This window comes from Picosynechococcus sp. NKBG042902 (assembly GCF_963864045.1).
Lineage (GTDB): Bacteria > Cyanobacteriota > Cyanobacteriia > Cyanobacteriales > MRBY01 > MRBY01.
The window spans coordinates 1-19,086 of the sequence record NZ_CAWLTV010000067.1; the positions used below are offsets into that span (position 1 = coordinate 1).

Here is a 19,086-nt window from a genome sequence, read left to right on the forward strand (position 1 = left end):
GCAGTTCTTATTCCTATTCCTACTACGGTTCCCAGTCCAAGAAACGTCAATAATTATTTGTCTTTCTAGGCGATCGCCCACTGATCGTTATGATTTCTGCATTAACCCTCTCGCACCAGGAGGGGAAATTTGTATTTTCAGTTTTTTCTGGGGAACAGCTTGGACCGAGGAAAATTCTACACTTGCACTTGAGCAACACCCAAGCAGAGCAATTCACAAAACAGGGTACTACTCAACAGCGCTCAAGATTCGTTGCTGAAAACCCCCAACCGATCCATAGCCCGCCTATGATGGACAAAAGAGTCATAAATACTTCTAGGCACCTTCATTCCAGTTGCTTGAGTCGTTGTGGCCCATTGCAACAGGTCATTTTTTCTTCAGGGCAAACTTTTGTCGCGTTTTACCTATGCTTGATCTCACTTCCTACAAATCCGTTGAAAAATGCCTCATTAAAGACCCCATTATGCTCGCGGCGGAGACCACCTTGCTTGAAGCGGCAAACACCATGGCGAGTTTAAAGCGCACCTGTGAGTTACAAGACAAAACAAGCGATGCCCTAGAGGTCAATAGTAGCCGCGCCAGTTGTATTCTCGTGATGGCAGGCCAACAGTTACAGGGGATTGTGACCGAACGCGACCTCTTGAAATGGGTCATCCTGGATCAAAATTGGCAGCAGATCACCCTAAAGCAAATTATGACGACCCCTGTCATCTCTCTGACTTGGGATCAGTCTTTAACACCCCTGCATATTTCTCAACTGTTGCAAAAACATCGGATTCGTCACTTACCAGTTCTAGACACAGAAGGTAAGCTATTTGGTTTAATCACCCACCGCTTATTGCGTGGTGTCATTGAACCGGTGCATTTGCTGCGCCTGCGATTTGTCACAGAAGTGATGGTGAGTCGCGTGGTCTACGGTGCCCCCCAACAATCCATGTGGCACTTGGCTAAGGTGATGATGGAATGCCGTGTGGGTTCAATTGTCATTGTTAAACCCCATCCGACCCTCGAACAGGCTTGGTTTCCCCTGGGAATTGTCACGGAACAGGATATTTTACATTTACGTTCCCTGGATGTGGATTTGCAACAAATCACAGCGGAACAGACCATGACCCGGCCGACCAAAATTGCGGTGCATCGTTCTTTGATCGAGGCTAAACAACTGATGGAACGGCACCAAACCCACCGCTTGATTGTGGTTGGGGAGCACCACGAACTCCTGGGGTTGGTGACCCAATCGAATTTGCTGGAGGCGATGAACCAAAATGAGATGTACGGGCTTGTGAGTTTTTTAGAACAGCAAATCAAAGAGCGCACCCAGGAACTAGACCGCCTCAATCAAAAACTTCGTCAAGAGGTGCAGGAACGGAAAAAAGCTGAAAATCGCATTCGTCAACTGTCTCTCACGGATGAATTGACAGGCGTTTACAATCGTCGGGGTTTCTTTATGCTCGTCGAACAGGAATTATCCTTGCTGGAGCGTCAAAAGTTGCCTTTTTCGCTCTTTTTCTTCGATGTGGATAATCTAAAGATGATTAATGATCACCTGGGCCATGGGGTAGGCGATCGCGTCATTGTCGATGCAGCCCAGATTCTGCGGGACAGCTTCCGGAGGGCAGATATTCTGGCCCGGCTGGGGGGCGATGAATTTACCTGTTTTGCGCCGGTGAACCAAGCAGAAGCGGATCTGATTTGCCAACGTCTCCAAGCGGCGATCGCCAACTTCAACCAACAACAACAGCGCCCCTACCAACTTTCTATTAGTACTGGTTACACCAGTTATACCGAATTTCCAGCCAATGCTTCCCTACGCACCCTGTTGAAACAGGCTGACGAGAAAATGTATCGGAATAAGCGGCAGCGGAAACAAGGGCGACAATCTGCCGGTGACGACAACCCCCGCCCCAATACCACAAAACAGAACACAGATCCGGACTATTTGCCTAAACAATCCCTTAACTTGTAGAATTTAAAGTTCTGGAAGCTAACAGATTTCTATAGAAAAAATTATTCTGTCAATATTATGAGTAAGCGTTTACAGGTAGTCCTAAATCAGGACGTGCGCAAGCTAGGCAACAATGGTGACCTCGTTGAAGTTGCCCCCGGCTATGCCCGTAACTACCTCCTCCCCCAAGGCATTGCCTCCCTCGCCACCCCCGGCATTCTTCGCCAAGTTGAACAGCGCCGCGAAAAAGAACGTCAACGTCTGCTTGCAGAACTCCAGGACGCCGAAGCGCGTAAAGTTGCCCTCAAAACCGTGGGTAAACTCATTATCCGCAAGCAAGTTGGTGAAGAAAATCAAATTTTCGGTACCGTAACCACCCAGGATGTGGCCGACGCCATCAAAGAAAGAGCAGGCCAAGATGTAGATCGTCGTGGCATTACGCTCCCTGAAATTGGCAAAACTGGTAGCTACGAAGCCCAGGTTAAATTGCACCCCGAAGTGACCGCAACGGTTCAATTCGACGTAATCCCCCTCTAGATAGCTTTAAACCAAAGGATTGCGGCATTTATTTTTTGTCATCCAATCAAATTATTAACCCCAAGGGCGAATCAATAATGATTCGCCTTTTTTTAGTCTCTGGGATGGACAATTGCTCTGTTGTCTAGGGCTTGCCATGGCAAACTCGACTACCGCCACTTGATTGATCAGAGGCCGCTGGAGTCTAAACTCTGGGCTTCTTCGGAGGTGCTGGGAAGGTGTAAGCCACATTCTTGTTTTAGGCCCCGGAAACGGGTATCCCGTTCGCTTTCATCGCCTGCCATCAAGGGCCGACTAGAGTGCCAATCCCCAACGGTGACATAGCCTTTATCAAAATAGGGATGATAAGGAAGATCGTGGGCCATTAGATACTCATAAACGTCCTTAGAAGTCCAGGTCAAAATTGGGTGAATTTTGTACTGCTTGCCTTGTTTGGCGACGTAACCGAGGGTCTTGCGGTGGTCGGTTTGGCCTTTGCGGAGTCCGGCGAGCCAGGCTTTGGCGTTTAATTCCTTGAGGGCCCGTTGCATGGGTTCGACTTTGCGGATGTAATCGTAGCGGTTAAAGGCTTCGATGTTGTCTTGTTCCCATAGTTTGCCGTAGAGGGCTTCCATCCGCGCGGGACTGAGGGGGGACTGATAGACTTTGAGGTTGAGGTTGAGGCGATCGCCTAATTCTTCAGCAAAGCGATAGGTGGCCTCTGGGAGATAGCCAGTGTCAATCCAAACGACGGGAATATCCGGGATGACCTGGGTGACGAGGTGGAGCATTACCGCCGACTGAATCCCGAAACTGGTACTCATGATCAGTCCTTCAGGAAAGGTTTGGGACGCCCATTGGACGACTTCAACGGCATTAGCTTCGCTGAGTTTTTCGTTAACGGTCGCTAAATCAAGATCTGGCATCATCCCACCCATTTGAACATCTCCCATTGGCATTGATTGTGCTTGGGGGTTGGCGGTTTGCGCGCGGGGGTTGAGGTGGGAAAGATGCAGTTGTGGCATACTTTTACGGGTAAGTAAGGGTGATTTAGTAAATGGTGCGGTTGACTAGGGGCGATCGCCAAAGATTCGATACCTTTAGGAATCACCAAAAATCAACGCGTCAATGTCGTTACGTCATGAATGCTGGCAAAGAATTAGCCCCATTGTAGTCGAGAAGTTCCCCAATTCTGCTGTGGATTCCCTAACGATCTAACTGGCTTGGCAGGCTTTCATCTGTTGCCGTTGTTGCCATTTTGCCTCAAAGCGTGATCGTCGTTCCGGGGTCAGAGCTTCAATACAATAGGGACAAGACACGCCAATCTCATAATCCACCGACGTTTTATCCTCAGCATCAATGGGATGGCCACAGGCATAGCACAGTTCATAGTGACCCGTTTCTAGACCATGCTTAACCGTGACCCGCTCATCAAACACAAAGCATTCCCCTTCCCAGAGGCTTTCTGCAACGGGGATTTCTTCGAGATATTTTAAAATACCGCCCTTGAGATGGTAAACCTCCTGAAACCCTTGGTTTAAAAGGTAGGAAGTCGCCTTTTCACAGCGAATCCCCCCCGTGCAAAACATCGCCACCTTCGCATTTTTCTGGGGGTCTAGATTTTCGGCGACATAATCGGGAAATTCGCGGAAGGATTTGGTGTTGGGGTTAATGGCCCCTTTAAACGTACCGATGCCCACTTCATAATCATTGCGGGTATCCACGAGGGTCACATCCGGATTTTGGATCAAGTCATTCCAATCCTTGGGGTCAATGTAGGTGCCGACGGTATTGTTCGGATCAACGTTCGGCTGGCCTAGGGTGACAATTTCCTGTTTGAGTTTGACCTTGAGACGTTTAAAGGGCTGCTTGGGGGCCGTTGAAACTTTGTAGGTGAGATCTGCGAGGCGAGGATCTTGATGCAAAAAGTTCACCATGGCATCGAGGGCTGTTTGGGTCCCTGCAATGGTGGCATTGATGCCTTCGTGGGCCAACAGAATAGTGCCAATGATGTTTTGTTCGTCGGCAAAGTTAAAAATGGGTTGTTGCCGTTCTTTGTAGTCAGGAAAGTCGAAAAATTTATAAAAGGTGATGACAACAAAGTCCTTCATTTGGTCGGTGCCCTCAAACAGCAGACCCTATTTTAGCCTGTGTTTTTGCGCTTTTGAACTAAAGTGCGGCAGTCTCTATCTTCTTAGGGTGGGGAAGGATAGCGCGACTGTTGAAGTGTAGCGGAAACAGTCTATCAATGCGAACTTAGAGAACGAATAAATTCCCTGATTACGTCAGTCTTGCTTCTTTGATGTTTTTTGCAGTATTGCTCCAACAGTTGCCATTCGCGATCACTAATTCGGACATTTAGGTTTTTGGTAGTCATATAATGACGTTTGCATTACAGTATGAGCATGCTAACACGCCGCGTCACTTACAAAATCTACCCAAATCGCCAGCAGGAAAAGAAGCTGCATTATTGGCGGCGTTTACATTGCAGTTTGTACAACGCAGCAATTGCCAATCGAAAAACCCAGTACCAAAAGTTCAACCATGCAGTCGATTACTTTGAGCAGCAAAATAGTCTGCCGGAGTTCAAGAAAGTGTGGCCAGAGTTTAAGGAACTAGGTTCCCATGCGTTGCAGGCAACGTTAAAGCGAGTGGACTTTGCGTTCAACCGATTTTTCAAGGGATTGGGGGGATATCCAAAGTTCAAGGCATCTCGGAGATATTCGGGGTGGACATATCCTTGTGGAGCAGGTTGGCAGGTAGAAACAGACGGTGAGCATGGCTTCCTCAAGTTAAGCAACTTAGGCAGAATGCCGATGAGAGGAAAAGCGCGTACCTGGGGGAAACCAACAACCTGTACGATATTTTGCCGTCAGGGGAAATGGTATGCCTCAATCACCGTCAAATGTGAACCCAAGCGGGAAACCGAGGGTGGGTCTGTTGGCATTGATTTGGGTTGCAAGGAAGCGATTACCCTTTCTACAGGGGAGCAAATATCAAAGCCTGACTTTATCAAAGTCGGTGAGATTGCCGTAAAGCAAGCATCCAAGCAACTCAGACGGAAGCGTGCACCAAACCGAAATAAGCGAGTTAAAGCATCGCGGCGGTGGCGGAAAGCGAGACGACAAGTGTCAATGCGGCAACGCAAAATTACCCGTCAGCGCGAAGATTGGTTGCATCAAATCACAAGCAACATAGTCAGCGGTAATAGCCTAGTTGCAGGTGAGCAGTTAAACGTCAAAAACATGACCCGCAAAGCCAAAAAAGGCAGCAAACGGAAAGCTCAAAAAACAGGGCTTAACCGCTCCATTCTCTCGGTTGGCTTCGGCATGATTGGTTCAATGCTGGAATACAAGCTGGCAGAGGCGGGTGGATTCTATGTAGAGTCTCCTACCCGGAAACTAAAGCCCTCACAGCGTTGCGCTAAATGTTGGGAGTTAACGCCAAAGACATTGGCGAATAGGGTACATATTTGCTCAAACCCGAAATGTGGCCATGTAGAAGATAGAGATATCAATGCTGCTCAGGTCAATTTAGCCTGGGCAAGGGGTCAGGAACTGGCCTCTTTAGTCGCGGAGCCGCCAAGAACTACTGATTGTGGAAGCATGAGGCAACTTGGGACGATGAAACGACGGAAACTCCATGCCTCTTAGACTGGAGTAGTTCATTTTCCCCACCCATAATCGGAGGGGGAATGATATTCTCATTAATCGTGCTTATTCTAATCGGGTTTCGTCATTGATGGTTTTGGACTCTCCCAAGGAGCGTTTAGCTGAATTTTTACGCCTTTTGCCATTTTCTGTGGCGGAATTGCCAGCGGAGGCTTGCTTGGTGGGCGGTGCCGTGCGGGATGCCCTCTTGCAGCGCCAAAGTGATTATATTGATTTTGATTTCGTCGTTCCCAAAAAGGCAGTGGAAACGGCCCGTGCCATTGCAAAAAAATATCAAGCGGGTTTTGTGGTACTCGATGAGATGCGCCAAATTGCCCGGGTGGTCTTCCGGCAGGGAACGTTGGATTTTGCCCAACAGGAAGGGGACAGCCTAGAGCGGGATTTGCGGCGGCGGGATTATTGCGTAAATGCGATCGCCTACCATATCCGTTCTGATTGCTTAGTCGATCCCCTCAATGGCCTCGCTGATTTGGAAAATAAGGTGTTGCGGATGGTGACGCCGGAAAATTTGGCCGACGACCCCCTGCGGTTATTGCGGGCCTATCGCCAGGCGGCGCAGTTGGGCTTTACCTTAGATGCGGCCACCAGGGCACAAATCCGGGAATTGGCCCCTTTAATTAAAAATATTGCAGCGGAACGAATTCAGCATGAGTTGAACTATTTGTTGCACCACCCACAAGGCGATCGCTGGCTAGAGTTGGCCTTCCAGGATGGCTTGTTGGCCCATTGGTTGCCCGCAGCGGATCAGACGAGCTTAGACCGCATGCAAAGGTTAACGGCCATTGGTCAGGAATTCGCCGCAGTCTACCCCGAATTTGCCACGGAGACAGCTTGGCTCGCCCTGGGGAAATTGGCCTGTTTGGTGGGCAGCGATCCCGAAAAAGCCCAACAGGCGATCGCCCGCTTGAAATATCCCCGGTACGAACTGCGCACGGTCAGCACCGTCATCGAAATGCTCCCCCAACTGTTGGCCAGCCAAGCGCAACCCCTGAGCCTGCGAGAACAATATTTTTTCTTCCAAACGGTTAAGGGTGCTTTTCCGATCCTTGCCCTGGTTGCCCGGAGTTTTGGCCTCGGCAGTGACTCGTTAGCGCCATTACTGCAACGGTATTTCACCGCCCACGATCCCGTCGCCCATCCGGTTTCGCTTTTATCAGGGAAGGATCTCATCCGTGAGTTGCACCTTTCCCCCAGTCCCCAAATTGGCCATCTACTCACCGAAATCCAAGTGGCCCATGTCGAAGGAAAAATTCACACCAAAGCCGAAGCGATCGAGTGGGGGCGATCGCAACTGCACTAGCCACGAAACACAAAAAAATGCAGCCAAGCATCATCCTGGACTGCACCTTTAGATTATGCAATTGTGGGACTGCAATCAAAATTAAGGGGTGATGTAGCCCAGTTCAGTGAGCTTCGCCATCACTTTTTCGATACTTTCTTCAAGTTCTTCGAGGTCAGTGCGGCACTCCACTTCAGGATTCGTGGGGGCTTCATAGGGATCATCAATCCCGGTAAAACCTTTAATTTCACCCGCTCTTGCCCGTTGGTAAAGACCTTTGACATCCCGCCGTTCACATTCTTCGAGGGGGGCATTGACGAAAATCTCGACGAAATCACCAATTCGTTGCCGCACTTCTTCGCGAATTTCCCGGTAAGGAGAAATAGCAGAAACAAAGACAATCACGCCGTTGCGGGTGAGCAGATGGGAAACAAAGCCAATTCGACGAATATTTTCATCGCGGTCTTCTTTGCTAAAGCCTAGGCCCTTGGTGAGATTTGTCCGGACAATGTCGCCATCCAGGATTTCTAACTTACAGCCAGCCGCTTTTAAACGTTCCGCTAGGGCATGGCTAATGGTGGTTTTCCCTGCACCACTTAGACCGGTGAACCAAACTGTGACGCCACGATGCTCCATGTGACTTTTTTCCCTCAGAAACAAAACATAAACAGTTTAATGGGAGAAGGGTTTTTTTGAAATTTATCTCCTCACTGTGGCGCGTTCTAAACCAGATCAGCCGCTTCTTTCGGGATTGTCTTTTGTTGCCGCCGACGGCCTACAGCTACTAATTGTGAAAAAAAGCAAGCTTGGGGTTGCGTCCTGGCCAAAGGGCATTAGGATTGTAGAGATATTTCCACATCTTGAACATGTGGCATCAATCTCGACGCTGCACCATGGGCTGATCGCTAATTTCGGCACGGTTAGGTGGCGAGATCCTGATTACAATTAAAAGCAATTTTTCTGCCCCCCTCTTGGTGATATGAACGAACTGCGCACAACTTCCTTGGATTCCCTAGAATCTGATTCTTGGTCTGCTGAAGCAGAGGCTAACCGTCTCATGGATGATGTGTTTGCGGATATCGATCAGCTCTTAGGCGATCGCCAGCCGCCCCAATCTTTTAGGCGATCGCCAGAGCCAGAAATCAGACCGATGCAATCGGTATTAGTCACCCAGGGAGACCTCATGGGGCCGCCTCCTGAAGAACCCCCCTTTCCACCAGAGGAAATCGACGCAGAATTGGTGGTCAAACGGGGCTGGGGCTATTACACAGAGCGACTTCTATTCATTTGTTCCTGTGCCTCTTTGGTGGGCGGTATTCTGTGGTTAGCGGCGAATGACCAGTTAAAAATGCCGCAATTCCTCAGTCGTTCTACCCCTCCGGCGACGGAGACAGTCCCCCCAGAAAGCCCAGAGCCGGGGACAGAATTTGCGAACTATATTCAGCGAGCGCTCGACAATATTGACCGCCAAGCGGATACAGAAGCACCAGCATCAGAGGCGAATTCCGGGCCACAGGTCATTGAACGCATTTATATTCCGGTCTATCCACCGAATGCGGGCACCAATGGCAGCGCAAACTTATCCCAGGGTTTAGCCCTCTTACCGCCACCGCCAAGTGTTGAACCCCCCGTGGCGATCGCCCCACCACCACCGCCAAAACAAAATTCAGCTCCCTTAGCCATCGTGCCGCCCCCTGCACCCCGTGCGGTGACCCCAACCGTCAACGATGTACCTGCGCCCCCCGCAGCGCCAAAGACGATGTATAGCCTCGTGGGGGTTTTAGAAGCGGGCGATCGCTCCGAAGCTTTATTCAAAATCAATGGCACCACCCAACGGTTCCGTCTCGGTGAAGAGTTGGGTAGTGGCAGTTGGAAGCTGATTGGCGCCCAGAGTAACCAAGTCATCCTGGAGCGGGCTGGTCAGACGCGCACCGTTTATGTTGGTCAAGACTTCCCCAGCAATTAAACTGCTAAAGGACGTTTTTAAGTTTTTGAGGCAGAGATTGTGTTGGCGTTTGGGAATCAACAGCCGATTCGGTTCGGCACAGATGGTTGGCGTGGCATTATTGCGGCGGATTTTACCTTTGAACGGGTGCAACGGGTGGCGATCGCCACAGCCCATGTTTTAAAAGAAAATTTCGCAGACCAAGCCATTGATAACACGGTAATCGTCGGCTATGATCGGCGGTTTCTCGCAGACGAATTTGCCCTCGCCGCCGGCGAAGCGATCCAGGGGGAAGGATTTCACGTACTTCTAGCCAATAGTTTTGCGCCAACCCCAGCCCTGAGCTATGCCGCCCACCACCACAAGGCTCTAGGGGCGATCGCCTTAACGGCCAGCCATAATCCAGCGGGTTATTTAGGATTAAAAGTGAAAGGGGCTTTTGGCGGCTCGGTTTCCGAAGAAATTACGGCTCAGATTGAAGCGCGACTGGAAGCCGGGATTGATCCTCAACATTCAACGACGGGCAGTTTAGATTATTTCGATCCCTGGCAGGACTATTGCGCCGGATTACAGCAACTGGTTGATTTAGAAAAAATTCGCCAGGCGATCGCCGCTGGTCGTCTCCAGGTCTTTGCCGATGTAATGTATGGCGCAGCGGCGGGCGGTTTGACACAGTTACTCAATGCGGCGATCCAAGAAATCCATTGTGAGCCAGATCCTTTGTTTGGCGGCCGCCCACCAGAGCCTTTAGAAAAACATTTGTCTCAACTGCAACGCACCATTCGCGCCGCCCATGATCAAAATGCAGAGGCAATTCAGGTGGGATTTGTCTTTGATGGTGATGGCGATCGCATTGCTGCTGTGGCTGGGGATGGTAAGTTTTTCAGTTCCCAAAAGTTAATCCCAATTTTGCTGGCCCATTTGTCCCAAAATCGCCAATATCAAGGGGAAGTGGTAAAAACCGTCAGCGGCTCTGATTTAATCCCCCGTTTGAGCGAATACTACGGTTTGCCAGTCTTTGAAACACCCATCGGCTACAAATACATTGCCGAACGAATGCAACAGACCCAGGTGCTTCTTGGTGGCGAAGAATCCGGCGGCATTGGCTACGGCCACCACATTCCCGAACGGGATGCGCTGCTGGCGGCATTGTATCTCCTAGAGGCGATCGCCACCTTCGATCAAGACCTCGGCGAGCTTTACCATTCTCTGCAAACCAAAGCTGATTTTCATGGAGCTTACGACCGCATTGATTTACATTTGCGGGATTTCTCCAGCCGCGATCGCCTATTAAAAATCCTCGCGACAAATCCCCCCAAGGCGATCGCCAATCGTGACGTAATTCACTGCGACCCCAAAGATGGCTATAAATTCCGCCTTGCTGATCAAAGTTGGTTGCTGATTCGCTTCAGTGGTACCGAGCCTGTACTGCGGTTATATAGTGAAGCGGCCAATCCTGAAGCCGTACGAGAAATCCTGACCTGGGCGAAAACCTGGGCTGAGGCTGCCGACCAAGCCGAAGGTTAAACTAAACAGACAGGGAAGATGAAATATTTCTCCCTGCTCTGCCTGGGTTCACTGCCGAGCTAACGCCTTTGCACTACTGAAAATATGATGTTCAATCGCTCCTTCGCCATTTATTTCACATTAATTTGCGGCAGTTTCGGGATCTACTCCACGAAGGCGATCGCCCAACCCCAGTGCAACGCCCCCTTAACAGAAATTGTGCCCCAACTCCTGGAAGATCTACCCAGCTATGGTAATCGGGTCATTCAACGGGCGCGTAATTTAGACCGTACTGAAGATAGTTTTAGTTATATTGTCATCGCCAGTCCAGGAAATTTAACTCCTCTGCCCCTCAAAAATCGTCAATATACGCCGACGGTTCCTGACACCACAGAGCAGATTTTTTTCACCACTCTAGAAACCCAATACAACAACAGTCAAAAAATCAGCTTTGAAAACTACTATTGGTTGTTTCTAACCCCTACGAAAAATGGCTGGGCGATCGCCAATGTCGTTTCTAGCCTTGCCAATCCTGATCCTAGCCAACCAGCTAACCCTCCCCGTGATGCGTCCCGAGGTTCCGTGGGCCAAGCTGTTAAACTTTGGCTCCGCGATTTCCATGCGACCTGTTCTACCTAGGACTCTTTCTAAGGCGATCGCCACGTTTCTCATCTCAATGACGACGATCATCTCCACAAGAGGTTAGATCATCATTCTTAAAGTCAAAAAAACGCTTATTTTATATAACTATAAAGTATTTTATTTATATATCTAAAGATGCTATGGCTCAGATATCTAACCAAAACTTTATTCAAGACTTATTAATTCAACAAAAAATTACTTTTTTTAATATTGGATTCTCTTTTTTTTGAAATTTAGCCTGTAAAATGAATGTATGCAAAGGCCAGTCCCTTGGTACAGTTAAAAAAATTAATATTTCGTTTTTGGGGATCTCACTTAATTTTTGATCTAATCTGTGTTCTGAAGTTAAGTGGAAGAAAAAACGAAGGTAGCTTGTTACGTCCATACTTTGCTGCGTCTCCGAAATTAATTGACTTGATTACTCTTTATGCAATGCATTTTTTTAAGATGCAGCTTATTAGTTCGAGTACAAATAAAGGAGAATTGACATGAATAAAATGTTCTTATTTGTCGGCGCTAGTATTTTTGTTCTTTTGGGAAATATGGCACAAGCTAACGAGATGTCACGGACAAAAGAGGCAAAGGGGAAACTCCTGTATATGCAGCCTGCTGGTTATGTTTGTGTAAACAATCCCAGTCCACAATGTGCTTTCCCCATGGAAGCTCTGACAATGGGTATGGGAGGGCAAATGCATGCCTTAGACAGGGAACAAGCCGCAGAACAACATGGGCCAGGCAAGCATCGTCATTTGTCTGAAAATCATCTTTGTTTGAATAATCCAAATCCTGAGTGTGCTAATCCTGTTCAGAGTGCAGATACCCGACAAAATATTCCGCCTCGGCTTAGATAGAGTTCGGTCATCTAGGTAATAAAAAGCGCCGTCCCTTGAGGGCGGTTTTTTATGGTTGATATATGTCTTTGAAATGGTGGATTGCCCCCTAAAAAACAGACTATCCACGCATGATGAGAAGGTGGATAGTTGAGTTAAAAAATCTTCAGAAACGTCCTATTGATTATGGTGTAAAGTGCCAGTTTTCAAAGGTTTGGGGTCGTGAATTGGGGGGAGTCGGTTCTGGTTTTGGATCACCCAAGGAGGAATCTACTTCGTGAACTGTTGCGGGGACTGGTTGCGGGTCACCACCAGGATTGGCAATGCCGCCATGATCCTCACAAAGGGCTGGCCCCACGGTGCCGAGGCCACTGGAGCTGCCTGCATAGCTGTGGAGTGTGCCGTCTGCGCATTCAATGGCCCAGATATCTCTCCCATCTTTGTTATAGAGATGATAAGCGTTCCAGGCTAAAACGGACTGCGGCATTAAGGACAAGGCCATTGCCGGAATCATTAGGAAAGTGAGTGTTTTCATCAGAGGCTACCTCTTTTTATTCAGTTGTAAAACAGTCGATACTGGGGATTAGTTGCGGCGTATTAATCCCGATGCAGTATGACCCAGCGACAAGTGGCTTCAAGGGGGCAGGGAGTCGTAAAGTGAAAAGAACTGCTTGGTGATATCTGGTGTGGGTCTGTTTCGATCATAACCGACAGAAAAAGCACTGATAGGGTGTCTGTTTCTGGGCGCTTTGCAACTCAACTTTAAATTGTTATTTCAGTTTGCTACTGGGAAAAGTTTTTTCTTCTATCCTTTGGCCATAGTCCTAATGCTTGGGAGAAAAATTCGATGGCGACAATTCGTGGAAAATTTTGTGCCGGTTTTGCCTTGGCGATCGCCAGTGTGCTCACCCAGCAAGCTCTAGTCAAAGCCCATCCCCCTGAACATTTCTCCCATCCATCTGAGATTGCCCAACAAAGCACTGGTGTAGATTTACCACCGGGGCCAAATACAATGTTACGGGCACCGGTGAGCATGGCAGAAAACCTCGAAGTGATTATCTCAGACGTGATTATTCCGCCGGGGGGAAGCTTGCCCCTCCATTACCATCCCGGTGAAGAATTTATCTATCTGCTCGAAGGCTCTGTGATTCATATCGAAACCGGAAAACCCAACCAAATTCTTGTAGCAGGCGATACCTATGTGATCCCGCCCTATGCCCAGCACGCTCCCCAAGGAGGCCCAGAAGGTGGGCGAGCTATTGTCTTTCGGGTGCATGTAAAAGGAGAGCCAGAGCGTATCCTAGTAGAAAGTGAAGAATAAGTTCTCCATCCTGGGGCAAAAATAGCTTGAGATAATGAAATTATTGAATCGATTCATTGGGGGTCTGGTGCTAGTCTGGCTTGCCCAGGGGACCAAAGCCGCAGCCTTTATGACCCACTTAATTCCCGGCCACGAATACCTCACCCTTTTTGCCCTTGAACAATTGCAAACAAGTCCCGATCCCCTGACGCGCAACTTCTATGGCACGCCCGTCGGCTCCATTGATCGTCAAGCCCATCCTTTATTTAATGGCAATACCCTGGTAGATTTTCCGGGGCTAGATCGTCCCTTTGCTGAGCAGTTGATGCAAATTTTAGTCGGGCCAGAAGATTGGGAAGTTCTATCTGAAGCGGAACGGGATGAATTATTAGCGGGCATGATTCGCCACGATGACAATCGCTCCCAAATTACAAACTTCACGCGCAATTATCAGGGGAACGCCCAAGAAGAATCCGTCAGCGCCCATGAATCCTGTGGGTTATCCCATAATTTCATCAAAGACACAATTATCCATGGCGTTGCTTCCATGGCCGGGCCATTGTCTCCGCCGCCAGACTCCGAAAGTTTCGAGCAGCGACACCGAAAAATGACGGGTCTCAAATTTATCGGGGCCGCCCTCCATACTCTGCAAGACTCTTTTTCTAAGGCCCATACCCAAAGACACCCGGACACATGGCTCATCGAAGATATTTGTAGTTATCGCTTTGCCTACTTCGGCCGCAATGAACCTTCTGGCTATTCGGTAGGCTGTGTCCACACCCATTTTCCCTTTGAGGAAGATTTTGGTGGTGGGTCGTTATTAATCGATGATCAGGTGTGGGACCGGGGTCAAACGGGCTGTGAAATAGGAACAGACGGTCAATTGATCAAAAGTTTTGCTTGCCTAAAGGATGAGACCAAGATGGCCGTGGTGGTCACGCGGGATTTGCTGGCATTATTAGTGCCTTTTTTGAACCACGCCCTCTGGCACCAAGAGGTTTTACAGACTGAGCTAGAAACGACCTTGATGGATTTTTTGCAGACTTATCACCCAGACCCATTGTTAAGGGCAGCCGACCAGGGGATTATAAGCTGCGATCGCCTGGTGGATTTTTCACCCCACACCCGTTTCGATGCCCACCCCCCAGAAATTCAACCCGTTACAATCGACTTTGAACCAGTGCCGTTCCAGCAAAATTTAATGGAGATATTTTTGAATGACCTTTAAGCTCGATAGCCTGCCTTCACAACAAGGCAAAAAAGCCATCGTTACCGGCGCAAATACAGGGCTTGGCTTTGAAACAGCCCTCGGTTTGGCAAAAACAGGCTGTCATGTGATTTTGGCCTGTCGGGACATGGACAAAGCAGCGGCGGCCGCAACTGAGATCCGTCAGCAGATCCCCGACGCTAACGTGGAGACAATGGCGTTAGATCTGAGTCAATTAGCCTCTGTTAAAGAATTTGCGACGGCCTACCGTCAACGGCATCAAACTTTAAATCTCCTCATCAACAATGCGGGCATTATGTTCCCTCCCTATAGCCAAACGGTAGATGGTTTTGAAAGTCAGTTTTGTGTGAATTATTTAGGCCATTTTCTCTTAACGGCGCTCTTAATTGATCTGATGCCCGACACCGCAGAATCACGGGTTGTTTCGCTCAGTAGCAACGCCCATAAATTCGGCAAAATCAATTTTCAAGATCTACAGTCCGAGCAAAACTATTCGGCGACAGCGGCCTATGGCCAGAGCAAGTTGGCTTGCTTACTGTTTGCGGTGGAGTTGCAACGGCGGCTAGCAGCAAAAAATAAAAACATTCTCTCGGTGGCGGCTCACCCAGGCATCGCCCCCACGGAACTTGGCCGCTACATTCCGGCATTTTTAGCGGGCCTAATCCGTTTGATTTTTGTACCTTTTTTCGCAAATTCCGTCGAACAAGGCGCATTACCCACCCTGATGGCTGCCCTCGAACCCACGGCAACCGGAGGCGACTATTTTGGCCCCCAGGGCTTTGGGGAGATGTCCGGCAAACCAGGACGCGTTGAGAAATCAGACCAAGCCAAGGACGAGGCGATCGCCAAGCAATTATGGGAGACTTCTGAAACGCTGATCAACTGTCCATTGACGATCCCAGACTAACGACGATGGTTAATTCCGTGGGTCATGCTCGCATAAAATGCGGTCTAGTCCTTCCAGTTGACTGCAATCGATTGTGCCGTTCCCAGCATTCCCAGTAGAACCATTGGCACTACCGAGCGAAACGCCTTTGAGCAGAGACATACCCTTAAATCCCGATTGTTGATTATTCGCCCAACTGCTCGGATGACTGTCGCCAATGGTATAGTTGCCTGCTTTGAGGGTGACATTCGGGCGCACAATCCAATAGGCATTGGGCACGCCCCCTTGACCCGGTTGGGTCGTCGCTTGCCAGGGGCCATAGGTGGTGCCGTCCTGATGGGTCAGCCACATTGTTCCAGGAGCTTGACCCCGGGCATCGTTCCAATGGTAGTTCATGAAATAGGTCAACCGTGCCGCATTCGGTAAAAAAAACTGTGTGGCACCGCTTGGGCTATTACGAACACCATAAATATTATTGTTATCAAAAAGAGTTACTTCTTGAAGGGCCACTTCTGGGGAGGCTGTTGGTGCTTGGGCAGCGGAATTATTTTGATTGAGACTGAGAAGATAGTCCCCTGTTTCGCCGGCTTCATAGCTATTAACAACGATGGTATATTCCCCCGTATCGGGTAGTTTAATGACTAATGTTTCCTTCTCGCCTTTCCAGTTGTCATCAATTTGTGCGATTGCTTCTCCTTGGGGATCAACCAAAATCAACAATCCATCAAAAGCTTGGGTTTCAAGGGTAATTTGAATCGTATCTCCGGCTTGCCCCGTAAATAGATGCGCATTGTAAAATGTCCCATCGTCAAAAACCCGACTATTCCTCGTTAAGGTGCCTCGCCATTGCCTTGAATTTGCGCCTGTTTGGGTCTGGCTCGGTGTAGATGACTGGGTGGCGCTGTTATATTTATTGGCTGAAACGATGCAATAGGCGTAGCTGTTGCGGAACGTGTCGGTGTTTCGCACCTGTACCCAACTGGCGGTTCCTTCGACATAGTAGGGCAGCGGGCCTTCAATCATCCGCACTTGGCGCGTTTGGGGGCCAAATTCTAGCAGATAACCCTTGCCCGCCCTGAGATCAAAGGGGCCAGCAACTTCCCAGATCCCATTATTTTGAGTCCAGTTAGGCCGCATTTCTGAGGTGATCATTGAAAAAATGACGTACACAGGCCCAGGGTTTTGGGGGCCATCATTGAGAGCTTCTTGGTAGGGCGTCCATTCTAAAGGCCCCTGAAACGGTAAACCATAGTTCCCGCAGGAAAGGGCCACATCACCGCCATCTTCCTGGGACGTATTTTGGGAACTGGACTGACTACAGGGAACTTCCACAAGGCGACAGTTGTACTGGTCACAAACTTGCTCAAAACAGCGATTTTCGAGATTATCGAAGGGGTTGGCTGCGGTGAGGGTCGCCCCTTGGAACATCAGTAGGGCTCCGAGAAAAACAGTCCGACCACTAAAATTAGCAACCTGTTGAATCTTCATTTGCCTTCCCCCTGTGTTGAGAATGGGGACATTGCTTTGAGATTTAGAAAAAGCTTCTTTTTAGGAATAGTCAATCTATTTGACTACTGGCTAAATTTGTTGCGACTTTAACAATTAAATTGTTGCTTTTTTTCTAGATCTCTCCTTATTTTCATTGTATCAAAGGAATTTCAGGGCCATAGGTAATGTTTTAGACTTTACTTTAGGGTTTAATTTTTTGGTCAATAAATATTAATTTGTGTTGATAATTTTAAATTAAAGCCAATAGGGTTTTACTAGGGAACAGCAATGATTGTCGTCCTCAGGTTTTGCAAAGAGAATCTGGCCCAGAATCAGGCGATCGCCAAATAATTGACGCAGTATGATTTAGCGAAACATTACTATCCCGGGCTGATGTAAGTGGCAATGGCTACCATGGAAGTAGGCTCCCAGACTTATAACCTGACTCCATCGGTTTCATTGCGTCGTGGCCACAAACGCTGTCATATCCTCAAAAGTTTTAGACCACCAGCTCAAACCATGGCTGTATGGTTTGGGGATCATCGCCGTTGCTGGAATTTGTGTTGTCCTCTTCCGCCCAAAACCGATTCCGGTAGAAGTGGTCACCATTAAACCGGGGCCTTTGCAAGTGATGGTCATTGAGGAAGGACAGACCTACCTTGAGGAGCGCTACCTGGTGTCTACCCCCGTTGCGGGTTATGTGCCCCGGCTGGATTTTGAAGTTGGTGATCCGGTGAGCCAGGATCAAGTAATCGCCCAGATTGATCCCCTCGAATTTGATAATGGTGTGTCGGCAATCTTGGCCCAAATCAATGCCCTCCAAGCCGAAAAAACAGGCGTTGCCACCCTCCGACCGAAGACAGAGAGTTTGACCCAAGCAGAAGCCAAGATCAAGGCGGTTGAAGCGGAAATTGCAGCGGATCAGGCGATCGCCACGGAATTGAGAATTCGTTTCATCCAAGCGCAACAGGAACAGCAACGGGGGGAATTTCTCTACCGCAATGGGGCCATCTCGAAACAGGCTTTAGAAACATTGGCACTGAATACCAAGGCGATCGCCCAAAATTTAGAAGTGGCACAACAAAGACTGAACCAAGCCCAGGCGAATCTGCAAGAGGCGATCGCCGCACGGGATGAACTGCGGGCCACCCAACAGGATCCTGATTATTTGCTCGAAGTTTATGATGCCCAAATTCGCAGTTTAGAGGCAGAGCTTGCCAACCGCACCGACCAAGTCCAACGCACCGCGATCAAAGCGCCCATCAGTGGTCAAGTGCTGCGTCTCTACCAAAAAAATTACCAATATCTGGAGGCGGGACAGCCCCTGCTAGAGCTTGGAGATCTACAAAACTTAGCGGTGATGGTGGATGTACTCTCTAGTGAAGCGACCCAGATTCAACCCGGAAATCCCGTCATCATCGACCAATGGGGTGGCGATCGCCCTTTGACAGGCCAAGTGAAACGCCTTGAACCAGCGGCTTTTACCAAAGTGTCGGCCCTCGGTGTCGAAGAACAACGGGTGAATGTGGTGGTTAGCCTCGATGACATTCCCGCCAACCTGGGCGATCAATATCGGGTCGAAACTCAGATCGTGGTTTGGCAAGCCAGAAATGTATTGCAGGTGCCCCTTAGCGCCCTATTTCGATGCGATGAGCAATGGTGTGTGTTTCTCGTGGAAGCGGGACAGGCCCAAGCAGTGGCGGTAGAGATTGGCCACAAAACGGAACAGAATGCCCAGGTCAAAAGCGGTTTAGCTGCCAATGATCAAGTGATCCTTTATCCCTCTGGAGATATTCAAACTGGGCGTCGAGTACAGCCCCAAGCAGACCGTGCAGCGCCGACAAACTAGG

At 49.1% G+C, this 19,086-nt stretch carries 17 protein-coding genes; 12 read left to right on the plus strand and 5 right to left on the minus strand.

Translation table 11 applies throughout. The annotated features are described in order from the left end of the window. The first annotated feature begins 406 nt into the window (after positions 1-406). Positions 407-1,966, plus strand: a complete 1,560-nt coding sequence (locus AACR41_RS07030; RefSeq protein WP_030007132.1) for a diguanylate cyclase — start codon at positions 407-409, stop codon at positions 1,964-1,966. 57 nt (positions 1,967-2,023) lie between these two features. Next, positions 2,024-2,482, plus strand: a complete 459-nt coding sequence (rplI, locus tag AACR41_RS07035) for a 50S ribosomal protein L9 (protein ID WP_012307112.1) — start codon at positions 2,024-2,026, stop codon at positions 2,480-2,482. Positions 2,483-2,649: 167 nt separating this feature from the next. Here the strand turns inward: rplI and cysH are convergent, their stop codons facing one another. After that, entirely contained in the window at positions 2,650-3,399 is a 750-nt protein-coding gene (gene cysH / locus AACR41_RS07040) for a phosphoadenosine phosphosulfate reductase (protein ID WP_012307111.1), read from the minus strand. Positions 3,400-3,675: 276 nt separating this feature from the next. Further along, entirely contained in the window at positions 3,676-4,572 is an 897-nt protein-coding gene (gene trhO / locus AACR41_RS07045) for an oxygen-dependent tRNA uridine(34) hydroxylase TrhO (RefSeq protein WP_030007133.1), read from the minus strand. Positions 4,573-4,860: 288 nt separating this feature from the next. Here trhO and AACR41_RS07050 point away from each other — a divergent pair, with 288 nt between their 5' ends. Together AACR41_RS07050 and AACR41_RS07055 are read left to right on the plus strand one after the other, a co-directional pair. Continuing rightward, on the plus strand, positions 4,861-6,114 hold the full coding sequence (locus AACR41_RS07050) for an RNA-guided endonuclease InsQ/TnpB family protein (RefSeq protein WP_223209923.1): 1,254 nt from the start codon (positions 4,861-4,863) through the stop codon (positions 6,112-6,114). Positions 6,115-6,202: 88 nt separating this feature from the next. Then, positions 6,203-7,432, plus strand: a complete 1,230-nt coding sequence (locus tag AACR41_RS07055; protein ID WP_030007135.1) for a CCA tRNA nucleotidyltransferase — start codon at positions 6,203-6,205, stop codon at positions 7,430-7,432. 81 nt (positions 7,433-7,513) lie between these two features. Here the strand turns inward: AACR41_RS07055 and cysC are convergent, their stop codons facing one another. Next, positions 7,514-8,047, minus strand: a complete 534-nt coding sequence (gene cysC, locus AACR41_RS07060; RefSeq protein ID WP_030007136.1) for an adenylyl-sulfate kinase — start codon at positions 8,045-8,047, stop codon at positions 7,514-7,516. A gap of 343 nt (positions 8,048-8,390) precedes the next feature. Here cysC and AACR41_RS07065 point away from each other — a divergent pair, with 343 nt between their 5' ends. From AACR41_RS07065 to AACR41_RS07080, 4 genes are all read left to right on the plus strand, one after another. Then, the gene (locus AACR41_RS07065; RefSeq protein WP_030007138.1) at positions 8,391-9,377 is read left to right on the plus strand and encodes a hypothetical protein; all 987 of its coding nucleotides are present in this window, start codon (positions 8,391-8,393) and stop codon (positions 9,375-9,377) included. A 42-nt stretch (positions 9,378-9,419) separates the two neighbouring features. Beyond that, on the plus strand, positions 9,420-10,883 hold the full coding sequence (locus AACR41_RS07070) for a phosphoglucomutase/phosphomannomutase family protein (protein WP_030007139.1): 1,464 nt from the start codon (positions 9,420-9,422) through the stop codon (positions 10,881-10,883). 84 nt (positions 10,884-10,967) lie between these two features. After that, positions 10,968-11,501 (plus strand): hypothetical protein, encoded by a 534-nt coding sequence (locus AACR41_RS07075; protein ID WP_030007140.1) that lies wholly within the window; start codon positions 10,968-10,970, stop codon positions 11,499-11,501. Positions 11,502-11,992: 491 nt separating this feature from the next. Then, positions 11,993-12,355 (plus strand): hypothetical protein, encoded by a 363-nt coding sequence (locus AACR41_RS07080; RefSeq protein WP_030007142.1) that lies wholly within the window; start codon positions 11,993-11,995, stop codon positions 12,353-12,355. A gap of 163 nt (positions 12,356-12,518) precedes the next feature. Here the strand turns inward: AACR41_RS07080 and AACR41_RS07085 are convergent, their stop codons facing one another. After that, entirely contained in the window at positions 12,519-12,869 is a 351-nt protein-coding gene (locus AACR41_RS07085) for a hypothetical protein (protein ID WP_152550995.1), read from the minus strand. A 312-nt stretch (positions 12,870-13,181) separates the two neighbouring features. Here AACR41_RS07085 and AACR41_RS07090 point away from each other — a divergent pair, with 312 nt between their 5' ends. From AACR41_RS07090 to AACR41_RS07100, 3 genes are read left to right on the plus strand one after another with little or no spacing between them, the layout of a single operon-like run. Next, complete coding sequence (locus AACR41_RS07090; RefSeq protein WP_052349666.1) at positions 13,182-13,655, plus strand: cupin domain-containing protein; 474 nt, start codon at positions 13,182-13,184, stop codon at positions 13,653-13,655. Between the two features lie 34 nt (positions 13,656-13,689). Then, entirely contained in the window at positions 13,690-14,862 is a 1,173-nt protein-coding gene (locus AACR41_RS07095; RefSeq protein ID WP_030007145.1) for a hypothetical protein, read from the plus strand. Further along, positions 14,852-15,769, plus strand: a complete 918-nt coding sequence (locus tag AACR41_RS07100) for an oxidoreductase (protein WP_030007146.1) — start codon at positions 14,852-14,854, stop codon at positions 15,767-15,769. Before AACR41_RS07095 ends, AACR41_RS07100 begins: the two co-directional genes overlap by 11 nt. Before the next feature lie 9 nt (positions 15,770-15,778). Here AACR41_RS07100 and AACR41_RS07105 read toward each other — a convergent pair whose 3' ends face one another. After that, positions 15,779-17,236, minus strand: coding sequence for a PPC domain-containing protein (locus AACR41_RS07105; protein ID WP_030007147.1), 1,458 nt, complete (start codon positions 17,234-17,236; stop codon positions 15,779-15,781). A gap of 466 nt (positions 17,237-17,702) precedes the next feature. Between AACR41_RS07105 and AACR41_RS07110 the strand changes: the two genes are divergently transcribed. Further along, entirely contained in the window at positions 17,703-19,085 is a 1,383-nt protein-coding gene (locus tag AACR41_RS07110; RefSeq protein WP_030007148.1) for an efflux RND transporter periplasmic adaptor subunit, read from the plus strand. Position 19,086 lies beyond the last annotated feature (1 nt).

Coding starts and splice junctions, on each gene's coding strand:
- AACR41_RS07050 (WP_223209923.1), top strand. CDS start 4,861: ATGAGCATGCTAACACGCCGCGTCACTTACAAAATCTACCCAAATCGC.
- cysC (WP_030007136.1), bottom strand. CDS start 8,047: ATGGAGCATCGTGGCGTCACAGTTTGGTTCACCGGTCTAAGTGGTGCA.
- AACR41_RS07100 (WP_030007146.1), top strand. CDS start 14,852: ATGACCTTTAAGCTCGATAGCCTGCCTTCACAACAAGGCAAAAAAGCC.
- cysH (WP_012307111.1), bottom strand. CDS start 3,399: ATGGGTGGGATGATGCCAGATCTTGATTTAGCGACCGTTAACGAAAAA.
- AACR41_RS07095 (WP_030007145.1), top strand. CDS start 13,690: ATGAAATTATTGAATCGATTCATTGGGGGTCTGGTGCTAGTCTGGCTT.
- AACR41_RS07085 (WP_152550995.1), bottom strand. CDS start 12,869: ATGAAAACACTCACTTTCCTAATGATTCCGGCAATGGCCTTGTCCTTA.
- AACR41_RS07055 (WP_030007135.1), top strand. CDS start 6,203: ATGGTTTTGGACTCTCCCAAGGAGCGTTTAGCTGAATTTTTACGCCTT.
- AACR41_RS07065 (WP_030007138.1), top strand. CDS start 8,391: ATGAACGAACTGCGCACAACTTCCTTGGATTCCCTAGAATCTGATTCT.
- AACR41_RS07030 (WP_030007132.1), top strand. CDS start 407: ATGCTTGATCTCACTTCCTACAAATCCGTTGAAAAATGCCTCATTAAA.
- AACR41_RS07080 (WP_030007142.1), top strand. CDS start 11,993: ATGAATAAAATGTTCTTATTTGTCGGCGCTAGTATTTTTGTTCTTTTG.
- trhO (WP_030007133.1), bottom strand. CDS start 4,572: ATGAAGGACTTTGTTGTCATCACCTTTTATAAATTTTTCGACTTTCCT.
- rplI (WP_012307112.1), top strand. CDS start 2,024: ATGAGTAAGCGTTTACAGGTAGTCCTAAATCAGGACGTGCGCAAGCTA.
- AACR41_RS07105 (WP_030007147.1), bottom strand. CDS start 17,236: ATGAAGATTCAACAGGTTGCTAATTTTAGTGGTCGGACTGTTTTTCTC.
- AACR41_RS07075 (WP_030007140.1), top strand. CDS start 10,968: ATGATGTTCAATCGCTCCTTCGCCATTTATTTCACATTAATTTGCGGC.
- AACR41_RS07090 (WP_052349666.1), top strand. CDS start 13,182: ATGGCGACAATTCGTGGAAAATTTTGTGCCGGTTTTGCCTTGGCGATC.